This window comes from Corynebacterium frankenforstense (assembly GCF_030211955.1).
Classification (GTDB): Bacteria; Actinomycetota; Actinomycetes; order Mycobacteriales; family Mycobacteriaceae; genus Corynebacterium; species Corynebacterium frankenforstense_A.
Genome location: NZ_JASODI010000014.1, coordinates 37,717 through 56,382 on the forward strand (window position 1 = coordinate 37,717; position 18,666 = coordinate 56,382).

General features: G+C 69.4%; 17 protein-coding genes and 1 tRNA gene. 6 read left to right on the forward strand and 12 right to left on the reverse strand.

Going from position 1 to position 18,666, the window contains the following annotated elements:
• Nucleotides 1–229: 229 nt before the first annotated feature.
• Nucleotides 230–352 carry a hypothetical protein gene (locus tag QP119_RS08235; RefSeq protein ID WP_284775186.1) on the forward strand — a complete coding sequence of 41 codons (123 nt, stop codon included), beginning with the start codon at nt 230–232 and terminating at the stop codon, nt 350–352.
• Between the two features lie 831 nt (nt 353–1,183).
• On the opposite strand, the gene QP119_RS08240 is transcribed toward QP119_RS08235, so the two are convergent.
• From QP119_RS08240 to polA, 5 genes are all read right to left on the reverse strand, one after another.
• Nucleotides 1,184–1,576: a DUF4259 domain-containing protein gene (locus QP119_RS08240; protein ID WP_284775189.1), complete on the reverse strand. Its 393-nt coding sequence runs from the start codon at nt 1,574–1,576 to the stop codon at nt 1,184–1,186.
• A gap of 11 nt (nt 1,577–1,587) precedes the next feature.
• The gene (gene coaE, locus QP119_RS08245; RefSeq protein WP_284775191.1) at nt 1,588–2,205 is read right to left on the reverse strand and encodes a dephospho-CoA kinase; all 618 of its coding nucleotides are present in this window, start codon (nt 2,203–2,205) and stop codon (nt 1,588–1,590) included.
• A 153-nt stretch (nt 2,206–2,358) separates the two neighbouring features.
• Nucleotides 2,359–4,407: a glucose PTS transporter subunit IIA gene (locus QP119_RS08250; protein ID WP_284775193.1), complete on the reverse strand. Its 2,049-nt coding sequence runs from the start codon at nt 4,405–4,407 to the stop codon at nt 2,359–2,361.
• Nucleotides 4,408–4,999: 592 nt separating this feature from the next.
• Nucleotides 5,000–6,463, reverse strand: a complete 1,464-nt coding sequence (rpsA, locus tag QP119_RS08255; RefSeq protein ID WP_284775195.1) for a 30S ribosomal protein S1 — start codon at nt 6,461–6,463, stop codon at nt 5,000–5,002.
• Nucleotides 6,464–6,805: 342 nt separating this feature from the next.
• A complete protein-coding gene (gene polA / locus QP119_RS08260; RefSeq protein ID WP_284775197.1) occupies nt 6,806–9,382 on the reverse strand; it encodes a DNA polymerase I in 2,577 nt (858 codons plus the stop codon).
• A 65-nt stretch (nt 9,383–9,447) separates the two neighbouring features.
• Between polA and QP119_RS08265 the strand changes: the two genes are divergently transcribed.
• The 5 genes from QP119_RS08265 (at nt 9,448) to ehuA (ending at nt 13,319) form a co-directional block, all read left to right on the forward strand.
• Nucleotides 9,448–9,531 (forward strand) — tRNA-Leu (locus QP119_RS08265).
• Between the two features lie 223 nt (nt 9,532–9,754).
• On the forward strand, nt 9,755–10,660 hold the full coding sequence (locus QP119_RS08270; RefSeq protein ID WP_284775199.1) for a DUF368 domain-containing protein: 906 nt from the start codon (nt 9,755–9,757) through the stop codon (nt 10,658–10,660).
• Nucleotides 10,661–10,663: 3 nt separating this feature from the next.
• The gene (locus QP119_RS08275; protein ID WP_284775201.1) at nt 10,664–11,587 is read left to right on the forward strand and encodes an ABC transporter substrate-binding protein; all 924 of its coding nucleotides are present in this window, start codon (nt 10,664–10,666) and stop codon (nt 11,585–11,587) included.
• Nucleotides 11,584–12,522, forward strand: a complete 939-nt coding sequence (locus tag QP119_RS08280) for an amino acid ABC transporter permease (RefSeq protein WP_284775203.1) — start codon at nt 11,584–11,586, stop codon at nt 12,520–12,522. The genes QP119_RS08275 and QP119_RS08280 overlap by 4 nt, the downstream gene beginning before the upstream one ends.
• A 41-nt stretch (nt 12,523–12,563) precedes the next feature.
• The gene (ehuA, locus tag QP119_RS08285; RefSeq protein ID WP_284775245.1) at nt 12,564–13,319 is read left to right on the forward strand and encodes an ectoine/hydroxyectoine ABC transporter ATP-binding protein EhuA; all 756 of its coding nucleotides are present in this window, start codon (nt 12,564–12,566) and stop codon (nt 13,317–13,319) included.
• Between the two features lie 82 nt (nt 13,320–13,401).
• On the opposite strand, the gene QP119_RS08290 is transcribed toward ehuA, so the two are convergent.
• From QP119_RS08290 to QP119_RS08320, 7 genes are all read right to left on the reverse strand, one after another.
• Complete coding sequence (locus tag QP119_RS08290) at nt 13,402–13,707, reverse strand: hypothetical protein (RefSeq protein ID WP_284775205.1); 306 nt, start codon at nt 13,705–13,707, stop codon at nt 13,402–13,404.
• A 62-nt stretch (nt 13,708–13,769) separates the two neighbouring features.
• Nucleotides 13,770–14,150 (reverse strand): lactococcin 972 family bacteriocin, encoded by a 381-nt coding sequence (locus QP119_RS08295; RefSeq protein ID WP_284775207.1) that lies wholly within the window; start codon nt 14,148–14,150, stop codon nt 13,770–13,772.
• Between the two features lie 270 nt (nt 14,151–14,420).
• Nucleotides 14,421–15,179: a sulfite exporter TauE/SafE family protein gene (locus QP119_RS08300; protein WP_284775208.1), complete on the reverse strand. Its 759-nt coding sequence runs from the start codon at nt 15,177–15,179 to the stop codon at nt 14,421–14,423.
• Nucleotides 15,179–15,661: a pantetheine-phosphate adenylyltransferase gene (gene coaD / locus QP119_RS08305; RefSeq protein WP_284775210.1), complete on the reverse strand. Its 483-nt coding sequence runs from the start codon at nt 15,659–15,661 to the stop codon at nt 15,179–15,181. Before coaD ends, QP119_RS08300 begins: the two co-directional genes overlap by 1 nt.
• 50 nt (nt 15,662–15,711) lie before the next feature.
• A complete protein-coding gene (locus QP119_RS08310; RefSeq protein WP_284775211.1) occupies nt 15,712–16,284 on the reverse strand; it encodes an RsmD family RNA methyltransferase in 573 nt (190 codons plus the stop codon).
• A complete protein-coding gene (locus QP119_RS08315; RefSeq protein WP_284775213.1) occupies nt 16,284–16,499 on the reverse strand; it encodes an acetyl-CoA carboxylase biotin carboxyl carrier protein subunit in 216 nt (71 codons plus the stop codon). Before QP119_RS08315 ends, QP119_RS08310 begins: the two co-directional genes overlap by 1 nt.
• A 10-nt stretch (nt 16,500–16,509) precedes the next feature.
• A complete protein-coding gene (locus QP119_RS08320; protein WP_284775215.1) occupies nt 16,510–18,663 on the reverse strand; it encodes an ATP-dependent DNA helicase RecG in 2,154 nt (717 codons plus the stop codon).
• Between the last annotated feature and the right edge of the window lie 3 nt (nt 18,664–18,666).

Genomic DNA, 18,666 nt, shown 5'->3' on the forward strand with positions numbered 1-18,666 from the left:
ACGCCGCGTCCCACCCGCCCGCGCTTCCCGCACGGTGGGCGCGTGGGAAGGCGCCGCTGCGCGTCGCCGGGAGCTACCGGGCGGCGCAGGCGATTTCGCGCAACCGGGAGCCGTGTGGGGGGACGGTGGCCGGTCAAAGAAGGTACGGGGCACGCGCGCCGCGCACACCGGTGTGGGCCGCGCGCCCGACCCGACAGAGACCGACGACCCGCCGCAGAGGAGAGCGACCGTGACCGACGCCGACAGACAAGCCCGCAAACTGGACAAGAAGATCATCCCGCGCCTGATCAAACGAATCAACGCCGCCGGTATCGGGGATTGCTCGTCGAGCGCCACGCAGATGGATCTGTGATCAGCACCGCCGAGGGGACTCTGCACACCGCTGACCTGCACAAGCGCTTCGCCGCGTCGACGCTGGCCGAGCGCGAGACAATGCTCGACGAAGCCGCGGCCGGGCTGATCGGGGATCCCGGGACAGACTCCGCCGGTGCGGGGCTGGACTTCGACGACCCGGACGTCTTCCTCAACCTGCGCCTCGACATCCTGCACGAACCCTGGCGGGAGCACCCGGACGCACGGTTCTCCAATGTCTCCCCCGAGTACCGTCTCGACGGCCATCTCACGGTGCTCGTGCTGTACGACGGCGAGGACACCACCGTGCTCACCGACGACGACGTCCACGGAGACGTCGACGAGCTCTACGCGCTGGCGATCGACAACATGCGGATGCTCGACACGGACATTGACCTCGTAATGCTCAACGGCGGCAGCCGCAGGATCCCGGCCTTCTGGTTCCATGCCGCCGGCCCACACGTCCGGTGCCTGATCGGCGACATCCCCCGCCGCGTCGCCGAGATCCGGAGCGACCCCGATCATGTGCGGGAGTCATTCCTCTTCTACGTGCCTGACTGCAAAAACATCTTCGTCATCGACTGCGAGGACTATCTCATGCTCACCCCCGACGCACTCCGGGAGTACCACGGGGTCCTCATGCAGGCTCGCCACTGCGGCCACGGCCTCGGATGGCTCTGCGTGGGCGACGACGATGTCCCCTGGCTGGTCAAGGCCGAGTGGAACGACGTCCTCGAGGAGATGCGCGGCCACCGCCACGACGACGCCGCCTGCGCGCGAACCGGCGCCCCTCCCCCGTTCAGTCCTGGATCAAACCCCGATCAACCCCTGTTCAGGAGAGGTCGACCCAGCTCTGCGCCTTCCACTCGAGCAGCTGGCCGTCAGAGAGCTGCCAGCGCTCGTAGAGGCCGGAGACCGACGCGTCGGCCAGCACGGCCTCGAGCGACTGGCGAAGCCGCTCGCGGTTGGCGGGCTCGCGCAGGCCGGCGACGGCCGCGGGTTCGATGCCCTCGGGCAGGTCGGCGTCGTCGGCGGCGGCGAGGGCGGCCAGGGCGACGATCACCTGCCCCTCGTCGGCGTTGAGGTGGCGCTGGGAGCGGTCCGGCAGCAGGTGCACCGGGTCGAAGACCCCGGAGGCGATGTCCTCGAGAAGCTCCTTGGCCTCGGAGTTGTCGAAGGGGCCGGTGCCCCAGATCTCGTCCTGTGCGTGCTGCTCCTGACTCATGGGCTACGAGGTTACTCGGCCGGTTCCGCGGCGGCCATCCGGTCCACGCGCTCGACGAGCTCGGCGACCTGGGCGTCGAGCGCCTCGCGCGGGCCGGAGTTGTCAAGGACGACGTCGGCGGCGGCGCGCCGGCGTTCGTCGGAAATCTGGGCGGCGATGCGGGCACGGGCGTCACTCTCGTCCATCCCACGCTGCGCCACCAGGCGCTGCACGCGGGTCTCGGCGGGGACGTCGACGACGACGGTGAGGTCCATCCTGGCGTCGAGTCCCTGCTCGATGAGCAGCGGCATGTCGTAGACGACGGCCCGGGTGCCGGCGGCCTCGGCCGCGGCGAAGCGGCGGGCGGTCTCGGCGGAGATCCGCGGGTGGGTGATCGAGTTGAGCAGTTCAGTGTGCTCGGGGTCGACGAAGGCGCGGCGGGCGAGCTCCCCGCGGTTGAGCGTGCCGTCGGTGCTCAGGATGTCCGCGCCGAAGGCCTCGGCGAGCTCCGCCAGGGCGGGCCGCCCCGGCTCGACGACCTCGCGGGCGATGCGGTCGGCGTCGACGATCTCGAGGCCGGCCTCGGCGAGCAGTGCGGCGACGGTGGATTTGCCGGAGCCGATTCCCCCGGTTAGTCCGATCTTGAGCATGCGCCCATGCTAGCCGCGTGCGGCCGGACAGGTACCGCCCGCCGAGAGAACACGTCCGCAAGACCCCGGCGACGACAAGGGAGGACCCGGGCCCGCGTGGGGGCCGGGTCCTCCGGAGGGTCGAGGGCGGCTCAACCGCGTGGTGTCAGTGCACTACTGCTGGGCGGCCTTGACCTTCGGCGTCGCCTCGATCAGCGCCTGGCCGACCTCGACGGTGCCACCGCTGAGCAGCGGGGTGACGTCGGCGAGCTTCTTGTGGTTGGTCACCAGGACCGGGGTGATCGGCGAGTAGCCGGCGGCCTCGATCTTGGCGCGGTCGAAGCTGACCAGCGGGGTGCCGGCCTCGACGCGCTCGCCCTTCTTGACGTGGAGGGTGAAGCCGTCGCCCTCCATGTTGACGGTGTCGATGCCGATGTGGATCAGCAGCTGGACGCCGTCGTCGAGCTTGAGGCCGATGGCGTGGCCGGTCGGGAACGCGGCCATGACCTTGCCGGCGGCCGGGGCGTAGACGGTGTCGCCGGTCGGGTCGACGGAGACGCCCTTGCCCACGGCGCCGGCGGCGAAGGCCTCGTCCGGGGTGTCGGCCAGCGGCACCACGGCACCGGCCAGCGGGCAGCCGACCTGGACCGGCTCACCGGCGACCTCGTCGGCGGCCAGCGCGGTGCCTGCACCGCCGGCGGCGCCGGCGGCGGCGACGCGCTGGTCCTCGGCCTCGTTGGCGGCCTCGCGCTCGGCGGCGATCTGGGCGCGCATCTCCTCGCGCTCTTCCGGGGTGCGGTAGTCGAGGAAGACGACCAGCAGGAAGGAGGTGAAGAAGGCGACAACGATGCCGATGACGTAGCCGGCGATCGGGTCCATGGCCGGGATGGTCAGCAGGGAGGTGAACACGAAGGCGTAGGCCTTGATGTTGAAGATGCCCATGACCACGCCGCCGAGGAAGCAGCCCGGCAGCAGGCGGTAGTAGGAGCGGCGGTAGCGCAGGAGCACGCCGTAGAGGCTGGGCTCGGAGATGCCGCCGAGCAGGCCGGCCATCGAGGCGCCGAAGGACAGCTGGCGCATCTGCTTGTTGTGCTCACGCCAGGAGACGACCACGACGCCGGTGATGACGCCGAAGCAGGCGAAGTTCCAGGCGCCCATGGGGCCCTGGATGTAGTCGAAGCCCAGGGTGTTGATGTTGACGATCATGATGGCGTTGAGCGGCCAGTGCAGGCCCAGCGGCACCAGGAACGGGTAGAGCAGCGGGATGATCACCGACAGGATGAACGGCGAGACGCCGTTGACCCAGCCGAGGAAGTGCGCGATGCCGTTGCCCAGGCCCACGCCGAACGGGCCGACGACCAGGGCGGTCAGCGGGATCATGATGAGCAGGCAGATGAAGGGCACGAAGACCATGTGCACCGCGGACGGGATGATCTTCTTCAGGCCCTTCTCCAGGAAGTACAGGATGATCGCGGCGAAGATCGGCGGGAAGACCTGGCCGCCGTAGTCCTGGATGTACATCGGGATGTTGAAGATGTGCACCACGTAGTTGTACTGGCCCTCGATGGCGGTCGGGACCTCCTCGGCGACCTCCTTCATCCCGAGGAACTCCGGGGTGAACAGGGCCGCGGGGATGGCCGCGCCGACCCACTCGTTCGCGCCGAGCTTCTTGGCGGCGGTGGCGCCGACCATGATCGGCAGGAAGTAGAACACCGAGCGCCACATGGCGTGGCCGAGCTGGTACTCCGGCGGCTGCTCGGTCATCTCCTGGCGGAAGTCCTGGAGGCCGAAGGTGTCGGCGAGGACCAGCAGGGTGATGATCAGCGAGGCGCCCAGCAGCGCCCACAGGACGGGGCGGAAGGTGTCGGAGAGGAACTCGAAGGCGTAGTCGACGCCGGCGAACTTGCCGCGGACACCGCCGTACTGCTTCTTCTTCGAGCCGTTGTCCGCGGCCTTCTTGTTGTCGCCCATCCCGGGCAGTTTGTTCAGGGCGTTGTAGTACTCGGCCACGCCGCCGCCCATGATCACCTGCATGCCGGTCGAGCCCTGCTTGACCACGCCGAGGACGGCGGGGTCGCTGTCGAGCTTGTCGGTGTCGATGATGGACTGGTCGGCGACCTGGAAGCGCAGTCGGGTGGCGCAGTGGGTCACCGACGTGATGTTCTCGGGACCGCCCAACTCGCGGAGGATGTGCTCCGCGGTGGTGGTCGTGGATGATGCCATGTGTTGGCTCCCCTTTCGATGCCACGGGCGATGTTCGCGCCCGCTCACAACGTATGCCCAGACAACTTTACGCCCGTTCGGTGCGAAACGGGCAATTGAAATGTGCCCGGTCCCCGCTTGAGGGGCAATGGCAATGATCACATTCCCACACACCCGGAGCATGCTCACAGTCTGATGTTCCCCCTATTCGGGTAAAAAATCGAAAGAATCGCCCGCTCCTCCGATCTCTTAAATTCCACCAGATCGGACATAACCACCCCCGATGACGTCTGAAACGATCCCGTTCCCACATCCGCGGGAGTCGGCACCGCTCCCCCGTGCCCGGACCGGGGGATTGACGACGCCGCGCCGCTCCCCCGGCTGCACCTCCCCCGCGTGCTTCGTTCCCCGACGTGCGCTCCGATGCGCCGTGGCGAATATCACCGCGCATGTGCAGCTCCCGGAGCCTGCGTGGCCCGTTCTCCCGCGCGGCCACGCGCCCCCGGAGACGCTAAAAGCGGCCCCGTCCCACCGTGGGGACGGGGCCGCTCGTGCCGCCGGCGGGACTCAGCCCGGTGTCACCGGGAGGTCAGCGCCGGAGGCGGCGGACCGATCAGTTGCCGGTCAGCTTCTTGCGCAGCTTGGCGAGCTGCTCGTCGGAGGCCAGGGTGCCACCGTGGTTCTCCTCGGGCTCGGACGCCGGAGCCGCGTCCGAGGTGCGCGAGGAGTAGTTGGCGGAGGCGGAAGCCTCGTCGGCGGCCTCGGCGGCCGCGGCGTGGTGACGCTCGACCTGCGCGGAGTGCAGCTGGTGGCGACGCTCCGACTCGGCGTAGCGGGCCTCCCACTCCTCGCGCTGGGTCTCGTAGCCCTCGAGCCACTCATTGGTCTCGGCGTCGAAGCCCTCCGGGAAGATGTAGTTGCCCTGATCGTCGTAGGAGTCGGCCATGCCGTACTTCGACGGGTCGAACTCCTCGGAGAAGTCCTCGTCGGCCTGCTTGAGCGACAGCGAGATGCGGCGACGCTCGAGGTCGATGTCGATGACCTTGACCATGAGCTCCTCGCCCACGGTGACGATCTGGTCCGGCACGTCGACGTGACGCTGGGCCAGCTCGGAGATGTGGACCAGGCCCTCGATGCCCTCCTCGACGCGGACGAACGCGCCGAACGGGACGAGCTTGGTGACCTTGCCCGGGACGATCTGGCCGACCGCGTGGGTCCGGGCGAAGATGCGCCACGGATCCTCCTGGGTCGCCTTGAGCGACAGGGAGACGCGCTCGCGGTCCAGGTCGACGTCGAGGACCTCGACGGTGACCTCCTCACCCACGGTGACGACCTCGGACGGGTGGTCGATGTGCTTCCAGGACAGCTCGGAGACGTGCACCAGGCCGTCGACACCGCCGAGATCGACGAAGGCGCCGAAGTTGACGATGGAGGACACGACGCCCTTGCGGACCTGGCCCTTCTGCAGCTGGTGCAGGAACTCGGAGCGGACCTCGGACTGGGTCTGCTCGAGCCAGGCGCGGCGGGACAGCACGACGTTGTTGCGGTGCTTGTCCAGCTCGATGATCTTGGCCTCGAGCTCCTGACCGATGTAGGGCTCCAGGTCGCGCACGCGGCGCATCTCGACCAGGGAGGCCGGCAGGAAGCCGCGCAGCCCGATGTCGAGGATCAGGCCGCCCTTGACGACCTCGATGACGGTGCCGGTGACCGGCTCGTCCTTCTCCTTGAGGTCCTCGATGGTGCCCCAGGCGCGCTCGTACTGGGCACGCTTCTTGGAGAGGATCAGGCGGCCTTCCTTGTCCTCCTTGGTGAGGACAAGCGCGTCGATCTCGTCGCCGACCTCGACGACCTCGTCCGGGTCGACGTCGTGCTTGATCGACAGCTCGCGCGTCGGGATGACGCCCTCGGTCTTGTAGCCGATGTCGAGCAGGACCTCGTCGTGATCGACCTTGACGACGGTGCCTTCGACGATGTCACCGTCGTTGAAGTACTTGATGGTCTGGTCGACCGCGGCGAGGAAATCCTCAGCGGAGCCGATGTCGTTGACGGCTACCTGAGGGACGTTGGTGTTGGGCATATGTTCGTGTGCTCCGAAATGGGATAGGACTCGTAGGTGTACAGGATCGCGCATCTCTCGGTGCCGGTCACGGCTGCTCCGGGTCCGAAGGTCCCGGCCGCGCGGCCGCACCGATCCCGCGACGCCCGCCCCGCCCCACCTATCACTGGGTCGTGGGCGCGCGCGCACAGATACGCCCGGTAGATACTAGTCATCTCCGGCGCCTATTTCAACCGCGACACGGCACGTCGCGGCCGAGTTTCCCACCCGGCCGCTCCCCGGCACCCGGCCCCGGCCGCGGTGTCTGCTTCCCCGGCCGCGGCGTCAGTTTTCACGGCCGCGGTGACGAAGTCGCCGCGGCGCCTAGTGCGCGGCGGCCTCCCAGTTCTCGCCGACGCCGACGCTGACCTCCAGCGGCACGCGCAGCTCGATCGCGCCGTCCATCTCGGCGCGCAGGATGTCGGTGACCTCCTCGCGCTCACCGGCGGCGACCTCGACGACGAGCTCGTCGTGGACCTGCAGCAGCACCCGCGAGGAGAGCCCGCGCTCGCGCAGGGCCCGGTCGACGCGGATCATGGCGACCTTGATGATGTCGGCGGCCGTGCCCTGGATCGGGGCGTTGAGGGCGGCGCGCTCGGCGTTCTCGCGGGCGATGCGGTTGGTGCTGGCCAGCTCGGGTAGGTAGCGGCGCCGGCCGAAGACGGTGGAGGTGTAGCCGTCGCGGCGGGCGACCTCGACCACGCCCCCGAGGTAGTCCTTGACCCCGCCGAAGCGCTCGAAGTAGCTGTCCATGATGGACTTCGCCTCGCCGGGCGCGATGCCCAGCTGCTGGGAGAGCCCGTAGGCCGACAGCCCGTAGGCCAGGCCGTAGCTCATGGCCTTCACGCGCCGGCGCAGCTCCGGGGTCACCTGGTCGACGGGCACGTCGAAGACGCGCGAGCCGACGAAGTTGTGCAGGTCCTCGCCGCCGCGGTAGGCCTCGATCAGCCCGGCGTCACGTGAGAGGTGCGCCATGACACGCATCTCGATCTGCGAGTAGTCGGCGGTGACCAGGCTCTCGAAGTCCGGCCCGACGGTGAACGCGGAGCGGATCTTGCGCCCGGCCGGGGTGCGCACGGGGATGTTCTGCAGGTTCGGGTCGGTCGAGGACAGCCTGCCGGTCGAGGTGACCGTCTGGTGGAAGGTGGTGTGGATGCGGCCGTCGGAGCCGACCGACTTGATCAGGCCCTCCAGCGTCGACTTCATCTTCTGGTACTCGCGGTGGGCCAGCAGGTGGTCGAGGAACGGGTGCGGGTGCTTGACCGCCAGCTGCTCGATCTCCTTGGCCGCCGTGGAGTAGCCGGTCTTCGTCTTCTTCGTCTTGGGCATGCCGAGGGTCTCGAAGAGGACGACCTGGAGCTGCTTGGGGCTCGACAGGTTCAGCTCCGGGTCGCCGGCGATCTCGCGGGCGGCCTCCTCCTCGTGGGCCACGGAGTCCTCGAAGCCGGCGAGCTGCTCGCGCAGCACGTCGATGTCCACGGCGATGCCGGTGGACTCCATGCGCGCCAGGATGCCCACCAGCGGCAGCTCCATGTCGAGGTAGAGCTCGTAGGCGTCGATGCCCTGCAGCTCCTCGACCAGCTCGGCGGAGAGCTCGAGGATTGCGGCGGCCCGGTCGACGTCGCGCTCGCCGAGCGAGCGGCGCAGGTGGCGCTGGTAGACGTCGTCGAGGGCGTAGGTGCGCTGGCCGGGGTGCAGCAGGTAGGCGGCCAGCAGGGTGTCGTGGGCCAGCCCGCCGAGCTCGAAGCCGCGCTCGGCCAGGCGGTGGATGAGGTCTTTCGCGCCGTGGACGAACTTGGGCGAGTCGCCGGCGAGCCACTCGGCGAGCCTGGCCTCCTCGGCGGCGTCCAGGTCGGCCAGTTCCAGCACCACGGCGCTGCGCGCGACGTCGGCAAGCACCAACGTCTCCTCGCCCACCAAGTCGAGCGCGGTCGGGCGCTCGCCCAGCCACGCCACGCCGTCGTCGGAGACGGTGACGGCGTCGGGGGTGTCGTCGGCGGGCAGCTCGCCGTCGTCGTTCGGCACGACGGCGAGCACGCGCTCGCGCAGCTGGGTGCCGAACTCGAGCTCGTCGAACTTGGCGGCCACCTCGGCCACCTTCGCCTCGCGGAAAGTCAACTCCTCGGGCTTGACCCCGAGGTCGAGGTCGGTGACCATCTGCGTCAGCCGGCGGTTCATCCGCACCTGGTCGAGGCGCTCGCGCAGGTTGTCACCGGTCTTGCCGGTGATCTCGTCGGCGTTGTCCAGCAGGCTCTCGAGGTCGCCGTACTTGAGGATCCACTTCTGCGCGGTCTTCTCGCCCACGCCCGGGATCTTCGGCAGATTGTCGGAGGGGTCGCCGCGCAGCGCGGCGAAGTCCGGGTACTGCTCGGGAGTGAGACCGTACTTCTCCTCGACGGCCTCCGGGGTGAAGCGGTGCAGCGTGGAGACACCCTTCGTCGGGTAGAGCACGGTCGTGTTCTCGTCGACGAGCTGCAGGTAGTCGCGGTCGCCGGTGACGATCAGCGTCTGGCCGAGCGCCTCGTCGCCGTCGGCGGCCGTGGCCAGGGTCGCAAGGATGTCGTCGGCCTCGTAGTTGTCCACGCTCAGCGTCGTGATGCCGAGGGTGCCCAGCACCTCGCGGATGATGTCCACCTGACCGCGGAACGCCTCCGGGGCGGCCTCGCGCTGGGCCTTGTACTCCGGGAAGAGGTCGGTGCGGAAGGTGTGGCGCCCGACGTCGAAGGCGACCGCGATGCGGGTGGGTTCCTCGTCGCGCAAAAGGCCGGCGAGCATGGACAGGAAGCCGTAGACCGCGTTCGTGTGCTGGCCGCCGGAGGTGGAGAACTTCTCCACCGGCAGAGCGTAGAAGGCGCGGAAGGCCATGGAGTGGCCGTCGATGAGCAGCAGTCGTTCCGTCACGCCCGCCCAGTCTAGACAGCCGCGTTTATTCCGCGCGGGCCCGGTGCGCTAGCATTCTTCGGCAGGCCCCTGTGGCGGAACTGGTAGACGCGCCGCACTCAAAATGCGGTATCCGCGAGGATGTGTGGGTTCGATTCCCACCGGGGGCACCGCCGGAGGCGCCGCACCACGTGCGGCGCTTTTCGGCGCTTGGGGCCCGCCCCGCTTGCCGACGCCGCGCCGGTCGCCGTGGGCGCGTCCCCTCCGGCGCGGCGGCGCTGGGCCGTGGGGTCACGCTGCTAGGCTGGTCGGGTCAAGATCCGCCCGAAACTGGAGGTAGCCGTGCGTCGCCCCCTGTCCATGACCCGCCCTCCCGGGAGCGTGGTGCGCTAGATGTCCCGTCCGGTATCCGTCGTCCTCGACGTCGTCCGCGGCGGCCTGATCGGCCTCGCGGAGCTCGTGCCCGGCATCTCGGGCGGCACCGTCGCCCTGATCGTCGGCATCTACGAGCGTGCCCTGCACAACGGCAGCCTGCTGCTCGACCTGGCCAAGGAGCGCACCCGCGAGGCCGCCCGCCGCATCGACTGGCTGTTCCTGGCCGCCGTCGGCATCGGCATGGTCACCGCCGTGTTCACCATGTCCTCCGTGCTGCACGGCTTCGTCGACGGCCACCCGCAGGTCGCCCGTGGCCTCTTCCTCGGCATGGTCGCTGTCTCCCTGCTCGTGCCGGTCGGCATGATGGACCGCCGGCACGTCCGCCGGCGCCTGCCGTTGCTGGTGGTGCTTTTCCTCCTGGGCGCCGCGGCGGCCTTCTTCGGCACCGGGGTGACCTCCGCCCCGCGCGAGGACCCCTCGCTGGTCGTCCTCTTCTTCGCGGGCATGATCGCCGTGTGCGCCCTGGTGCTGCCCGGCCTGTCGGGCTCCTTCCTGCTTTTGGCCTTCGGCCTCTACCAGCCGGTGATGGGCTCGCTCTCGGCGCGCGAGTGGCCGGTGATCATCACCTTCGCCCTCGGCGCGCTGCTCGGCCTGGTGCTCTTCGTGCGCGTTTTGGACCACCTGATGTCCGAGCACCGGACGGTGACGCTTACTGTCATGGCGGGGCTCATGGCCGGCTCGCTGCGCGCGCTGTGGCCCTGGCAGGACGACGACGCCACGCTGCTGGCCCCCTCGGGCAACGTCGGCCCCGTGCTGCTGGCCGTCGCGGCCGGCGCGGCGGTCGTCGCCGCGCTGCTGATCACCGACCATGTCCTGGAGTCGCGTGGCTCGAAGGTCGTCACCCAGAAAGAACCGGAGGCCTGACCCATGACCGCCTCAACGCTGCGCCGCCCGCTGCGCGCCCTCGCCGGTGTGCTCACCGCGCTGGCGTGCGCGTTCGGCCTGAGCGCGTGCGTGACCAACGAGGAGACCGGCCACCCCGAAGGCTGGGAGGAGATCACTCCCCCGGCCGACCCGCAGGTGCAGGCGCTGGTCCCCGAGGAGATCGCCGCCCGCGGCTCCATCTCCATCGGCACCAACCCGCCCTTCGCCCCCTTCGAGTTCAAGGACTCGCAGGGCAACATCATCGGCTTCGAGATGGACCTCGCCGCCGCCGTGGCCTCGGTGATGGGGCTCGACCTGGAGATCCGCCAGCAGGACTTCGCCATGATCCTGCCGGCGATCAACGGCGGGACCATCGACTTCGGCGCGACCGGGTTCACCGACACCGAGGAGCGCCGCCAGGGCTTCGACTTCATCGACCACCTCTACGCCGGCATCCAGTGGGCGCAGCAGTCCGGTGAGCCCCCGGTGGACCCGGACCACGCCTGCGGGCTGACGGTCGCGGTGCAGCGCACCACGGTCGCCGAGACCGACGACGTGCGCCCGAAGTCCGCCGAGTGCGAGGCCCGCGGCGAGAAGCCGATCGAGATCCTGTCCTACGAGACCGCCGACCAGGCCGCCACCGCCCTGGTGGTCGGCCGCGCCGACGCCCTGTCCGCGGACTCCCCGATCACCGCCTGGGCCATCGAGCGCGCCGACGGCAAGATCACCACCACCGGTGAGGTCTTCGCCGCCGCCCCCTACGGCTTCGCCACCCCGAAGGGCTCGCAGCTGACCGACGCGATCGCCGCCGCCATGCAGGTGCTCATCGACTCCGGCGACTATGAGCGCATCCTGGCGCAGTGGAACATCACCGACGGCCTGGTCGACCAGGCCCTGATCAACGAGGAACCGGCTGATATCCGATGACTGAAACCGCACAGACTCAGCCCGCGCCCATCCGCGCGGTGCCGCTGAAGCACCCGGGCCGCTGGGTGACCGCCGCGATCGTGGTCGGGCTGGCCGCCTGGTTCCTCATCGGCGCGGCCACCAACGAGGCCTACGGCTGGGACACCTACTTCGCTTACCTCTTCGACACCCGCATCATCACCGCTGCGGGCCACACCATCGCGATCACGACGCTGGCGATGGTCCTCGGCGTGGTCGGCGGCGTGCTGCTGGCCGTGATGCGCATGTCGCCCAACCCGGTGCTGCGGGTGGTCTCCTGGGGCTTTTTGTGGGTCTGGCGCGGCACCCCGATCTACGTCCAGCTGGTCTTCTGGGGCCTTCTGGGGTCGATCTACCAGGTCATCGCCGTCGGCCCGGTGGAGATCAGCGTCGAGTCCGTGCTGAGCAACATGTTCCTGCTCGCCGTGCTCGGCCTCGGCCTCAACGAGGCGGCCTACATGGCGGAGATCGTCCGCTCCGGCATCCAGGCCGTGCCCGAGGGCCAGCTGGAGGCGTCCAAGGCCCTCGGCATGGGCTGGTGGATGACCATGCGGCGCACGGTGATGCCGCAGGCGATGCGCATCATCATCCCGCCGACGGGCAACGAGTTCATCTCGCTGCTGAAGACCACCTCGCTGGTCGTGGCCATCCCCTACACCCACGAGCTCTACGGCCGGTCGCTCGACATCGCCAACGCGCTGTTCGAGCCGGTGCCGATGCTGCTGGTGGCGGCCACCTGGTACCTGGTGATCACCTCGCTGTTCATGATCGGCCAGCACTACCTGGAGAAGTACTACGAGCGCGGGTCCACCCGCGAACTGACCGGCCGCCAGCTGGCCGCCCTCGCCGACGCCGAGGGCACGCTGCCCGGAAACGTCACCGTCATCCCCGAACCGGAACGGAAGGCCAAGAAGTGACCCAGCCCAGCAACAACCACGCCGCCGGCGCCGCGACCCCGATGATCGACGCGCAGCAGGTGTGCAAGTCCTTCGGCCAGCTCCAGGTGCTCAAGGGCATCGACATGACCGTGCCGGCCGGCTCGGTCACCTGCCTGATCGGCCCGTCCGGCTCCGGTAAGTCGACGTTTCTGCGCTGCGTGAACCACCTCGAGAAGGTCACCGCCGGGCGGCTCTACGTCGACGGCGAGCTGATCGGGTACAAGGAGAAGGACGGCACCCTCTACGAGATCTCCGAGAAGGAGGCCGCCCGCCAGCGCGCCGACATCGGCATGGTCTTCCAGAACTTCAACCTCTTTCCCCACCGCACCGCGCTGGAGAACATCACCGAGGCCCCGGTGCACGTCAAGGGCGTCGACGCGGGCGAGGCGGAGCGCCGGGCCCGGGAGCTGCTCGACATGGTGGGCCTGGCGCACAAGGCCGACGCCTACCCGGCGCAGCTGTCGGGTGGTCAGCAGCAGCGCGTGGCCATCGCGCGCGCGGTGGCCATGCGCCCGAAGCTGATGCTCTTCGACGAGCCGACCTCCGCGTTGGACCCGGAGCTGGTCGGCGAGGTGCTGCGCGTGATGAAGGAGCTGGCCGCCGAGGGGATGACCATGCTCGTGGTCACCCACGAGATGGGCTTCGCCCACGAGGTCGCCGACCAGATCGTCTTCATGGCCGACGGCCGCGTGGCCGAGCGCGGCACCCCGGCCGAGGTGCTGGACAACCCGCGCGAGGAGCGCACCCAGGCGTTCCTGTCGAGCCTGTTGAAGTAGACCAACCCGACAACGCAACGAGCCGTGTCAGGCCCCGCAACAGGGGACTTGACACGGCTCGATTCGACTGCGAACCCGTGGGTCACTGGGACTCACGGAGGGCGGCGACCTTGGCTTCGAAGATGAACTTTTCCTCGATGTCCCGGATCTCGTCCCGGATGAGAGAAATAGTATCGCCGACAGGCTCAAGCTTCTGGTCACTCAGCCCGTGGTCCCACAGCTCCGGATAGCGCAGCTGGTTCTCGCTGTCCGTAAAGTCACAGACGTCCAGCATGCCCCAGAGATCCGCCTCAAACCGCTCGAGTGTCGCCAGAGCCTCCCGGTGCCGCTCCAAGATCGCCTCTAGCCGCCGGATGAGTTCCGCCGGCTTCATCACGCCCTTCGACATCGAAGTATTCCTTCCTCCTTGTAGGTTCGAGCCCGCGGAAGCAGACCCCTACGGACACGCGATCAGCCGGCGTTCCAGTAAGAGTGGCAGGTACCGGAGGTCACGCCACCAGTCAGCGTGGCCTTTGCCCATTTCCCCCCAGGTTGAGTGGAATTGTTGGTTCGGCCACCCATGGTGACCGTGGCACCGTGGTTCTTGGTGCGGTGCATGTAGTGGGAAAAGCAGTGCTTCTCCGTGAAGTTCACCAGGTTCCACCCGTACTGCCAAGTGCCGCCACCGACGTTTTCGGTAGTAGTACCTGGCATAGCAAAGAGCGTGGCACCTTCACGATTGCGTTCAACATACCCTGAAAGATCCCCCTCAGGCGCAATCTCCGTGTCGATCGTGACTCTGCCCGACGTCGGAGCCCCGTGGTCATCAACAGAGAGGACCTCCTGCGTCACCCCGGGTGCAATCTCCACCGGGCCAGGCAGTTCGTCCGCCGCGGCGGACACAGCCACTCCTGCCCAAAAGCACAGCTCCAGCCGTGACGGTTGCTATTGTAGATTTGGCGCTCATTGCGATTCCTTTCTCGATCGGTGAGCGTCTTCCGTGGCCGCCCCGCCCCAACGGGGCGGCCACCACAAGCGTCCGCTATTGTTACCTGCACCGCAATCGCTTGGAACTAATCGTTACCCGTTCGTTATGGGTTGCCGCAGGTGTCGCTCAGCCGGTCAGAGCAGTCCGACGCCGCCGCGCACGAGCACCACCAGCCCGCCGAGCGCCGCCAGCGCGAGCGCCAGGGCGTGCGCCTTGTCCTTGGGAACCACCTGGGACAGCCGCGCGCCGTACGCGATGCCGACGACCATGCCGATCAATCCCACCGGCCAGATCCACGGGTTGACCACCCCCAGCGAACCGGCGCCGGTGACCAGCTTGATGATCACCGAGAGCGCTCCCCCGACCACGAACAGCGGCTGCAGCGTCGCCGCGTAGATCCGGTGGTCCCAACGGGCGGCCTGCGCGTACACCGTGATCGCCGGGCCTGCGATGCCGGCCAACGTGTTCATGAAGCCCCCGACCGCGCCGGCGACCAGCGCTGGAAAACGCCCGTGCGGGGTGGGCACCCAGCGCAGACCGAAGGTGACCACCGCGAGAGCCACGAGCAACGTGCCGCCGACGAGCACCTGCAGCAGGTCCGTCGAGATCGCCCGGATCACAAGCGCCCCCGGCACCGCGCCCAGGACCATCGTGGAGCCGACCGTGAGGAACTTCCGCAGATCGATGTTGCGCCACGTCGTCGCCGTGATCAGGGCCGCGTTGACCACCGCGAGCACGTTGACCACCAGAATGCCTTCCACCGGCCCCAAAAGCAGGCTGACCACCGGGCCTGCGACCAGGCCCAGGCCCATGCCGGAGAGCCGCTGCATGGCACAGCCGAAGACCACCGTGACCAGCAGGACCGCCAACACCGTCGCCCCGGCGCCGACCATCAGGTCTCCCCGCGGTACTTCGCGCGGACGGCCTCGACGACGTGCTCGGGCATCAGGCCGGAGACGTCGCCGCCGTAGCGGGCGACCTCCTTGCACAGCGTCGAGGAGACGTAGCCGTACTTCTCGTCGGTGAGCAGGAAGAAGGTCTCCACGCCGCTGAGCCGCCGGTTCATCTGCGCCATCGGCAGCTCGTAGTCGTAGTCCAGCGAGGAGCGCAGCCCCTTGACCAGGGCGTCGACGCCGTGGGCGGTGGTGTAGTCGACCAGCAGGCCGCCCCAGGTGTCCACGTCGACGTTGGGCAGGTGCTCGACGGCGCGGCGGATGAGCTCCATGCGCTCGTCGACGGTGAACAGCCCGGTGTTCTTGTTCGGGTTGGCGGTCACCAGCACCGTCAGCTGGTCCACGTGCGCGGCGGCACGCTCGAAGATGGACAGGTGTCCCAGGGTGATCGGGTCGAAGGACCCGGGGCAGACGGCTTTCACGGCTCTCTCGGCTTCCTCGTTCGGAAAAGTCAGTTCAACGGCACCCGCGCTCAGCTCTCGGCGCGCTCGAAGACGGCGACGTCCATGCGCGCGATGCCGTAGGTGCGCTTCTTCAGCTTCTGGCCCGTCGGCGTGAACCCCTCGGGCCAGGTGGTCTCCTCGTCGGCGGCGCGGCGCTCCACGGCGACCACCGCGACGTCGGCAAGCACAGGCTCGAGCGCGGCCAGCACCTTGCGCACGGTGGAGGCGCGCACGTCGTAGGGCGGGTCGGCGAGCACCATGTCGAAGCGCCCGCGCGGCGCGCGGCGCAGGTAGGCGAAGACGTCCTCCTGCTCGACGAGCGCCCCGGGAAGACCGACGGCCTTCGCGTTGGTACGCGCGACGGAACAGGCGGCCGCCGAGGAGTCGACGAGGACGGCCTCGGCGGCACCGCGGCTGAGCGCCTCGAGTCCCAGCGCCCCGGAGCCGGCGTAGAGGTCGAGCACGTGGCGGCCCTCGACGCCGAAGCGGGACTCCAGCGAGGAGAACAGGCCCTCCTTCGCACGGTCGGCGGTGGGTCGGGTGCCCTCGGGCGCCTCGGCGAGCCTGCGGCCGCGGGCGGCGCCGGCGACGATGCGCGGCATTACTTCCGCTCGCCCAGGGTCAGGATGCGGTCGCCGCCGCCCACATCGGTGAAGTCCTCGCGGTCGACGTCGGTGACGACGCCGGGGCCCGGGGCGCTGACGCTCGCCTCCAGCTTGGCGGCCTCGATGGTCGCCAGGTGGTCGCCCGTCTCGACCGTGTCGCCGACGGCGACGTGATACCGGATGGTTCCGGCGAAGGGTGCGTGAATCTCCATGGGCACAAGCTTAACTTTTCTCGATGTAGTCCTGGCTGTCCGGGTTGATCTCCGCGGCGAAGCTCTCGGCGAGTCCCCGGTCGCGCGCCACCAGGGCGTCCGCCTCCGCACGGGCCAGCTCGATGAGGTCGCGGTCGGCCTTCATGTCCAGCAGGCGCAGGCTGTTGCGGCCCGACTGGCTGGCGCCCAGGATGTCGCCCTCCTGGCGCAGCTCGAGGTCGAGCTCGGCGAGCGCGAAGCCGTCGTCGGTGTCGGCCACCGCGGCCAGGCGCTGCAGCACGCGCGGCTGCTCGGACTCGGTGTAGAGGAAGCACACGCCGGGGCGCGCGCCGCGGCCGACGCGCCCGCGCAGCTGGTGGATCTGGCTGACGCCGAAGTGCTCGGCGCCGCGGATGAGCATCACGGTCGCCTCGGGCACGTCGACGCCGACCTCGATGACCGTGGTGGAGACGAGCACCTGGACCCGGCCCGCGGCGAAGTCCGCCATGACCCGCTCCTTCTCCTCGGGGCGCATGCGCCCGTGCAGGACACCGATGCGCAGCCCGCTGAGCGCGCCGTGCTTGAGCTTGGTGGCGACGTCCTCGACGCCGCCCTCCTTCTCGATGCGCGGGCAGACCACGTAGGCGCGCCCGCCGGCGGCGACCTCTTCGCGGATGCGCCCGGGCACGCGGGCGACCCAGTTGGCCTGGTCGCGGCGCACCAGGAAGCTCTTGACGTCGCGGCGCCCGTACGGCAGCTCGCGCAGGGTGGAGACCTCCAGGTCGCCGAAGACGGTCATCGCGATGGTGCGCGGGATCGGGGTGGCCGTCATGACCAGCAGGTGCGGGTGCCCGCCCTTGAGGCGCAGCCGGTCGCGCTGCTCGACGCCGAAGCGGTGCTGCTCGTCGACCACGGCCAGGCCCAGGCGGAAGAACTCGACGGTGTCCTGCAAGAGCGCGTGGGTGCCCACGACGATATCCGCCTCGCCGGTGACGGCCGCCAGCAGGGCGGCGCGCTTCTCGGCCACGGACATGCTGCCGGTGAGCAGGCGGACGGTGACGTCCAGGCCGGCGCGTTCGAGGGTGGACGCAAGCGAGCGGGCGTGCTGGGCGGCGAGCACCTCGGTCGGCGCGAGGAAGGCGCACTGGTGGCCGTTGTCGATGACCTGCAGCATCGCGGCGAGCGCGACGAGCGTCTTGCCCGAGCCGACCTCGCCCTGCAGCAGCCGCGACATCGGCTCGGTGGAGTCCAGGTCCGCCGAGATCTCGCCGAGCACCTCGAGCTGGCCTGCGGTCAGCTCGAAGCCGAGGCCCGCGAGCAGCCGGTCGACCAGGCCGTCGGGTCTGGGTGCGCAGCGCACGGCGTGGAGGCGGCGGTTGTCGTCGCGGCGCAGCGCGGTCACGCACGCCAGGGTGAACGCCTCGTTGTACTTCAGCCGGCGCACGGCGGCCTCAGGCCCCTCGGGCCCGGGCAGGTGCACCCCGCGCACGGCGGCGTCGAAGCCGATGAGCCCCTCCGGCACCCGGTCGAGCGGCTCGTCCAGCGGCTCGGTGGCGCGCAGCAGGCAGTCGGCGGCCTGCAGGATGCGCCACGAGGTGATGCCCTGCTTGACCGGGTAGACGGGCAGGTGGCGCTGCTGGGCGAGCAGGCGGCGGATCTCGGCGTCGGCGTCCTCGTCCTTGTTCTTGCCCGTGCCGCTTGACGACGTCGCGTCCGTCGCCGCGACGGTTCCGTCACCGTCGCCGGCGCCTGCGGCGCCGGGCAGCTCGATGAACTTCGGGTGCTGCAGCTGGACCTGGCCGCGGAAGAAGGAGAGCTTGCCGGAGAACATCGCCCGGGTGCCGGGCAGCAGGCGCTCGGCGACCCACGGGCTGTTGAAGAAGGTGACTTCGATGTGCGAGGTGCCGTCGGTGACGAGCACCTTGCTCAGGAACCGGGGGCGCTCCTTGGCGGAGCGGCGGCGCAGCTGCTGGGTCTTGACGGTGATGACCTGGGCGACGCAGGTTACGATCTCGCCGGCCTCGACCTCGTCGAGGTTCACCGCCGAGCCCGACACGGAGTAGGCGCGCGGCAGGTGCGCCCACAGCTGGTCGGCGGTCTCGTAGCCGAGGGATCGCTTCAGCCCGCGCGAGAGCCGGGCCGGCAGGATCTCCTTCAGCGGCCGCTGGTCCCTCCACCCGAGCACGGC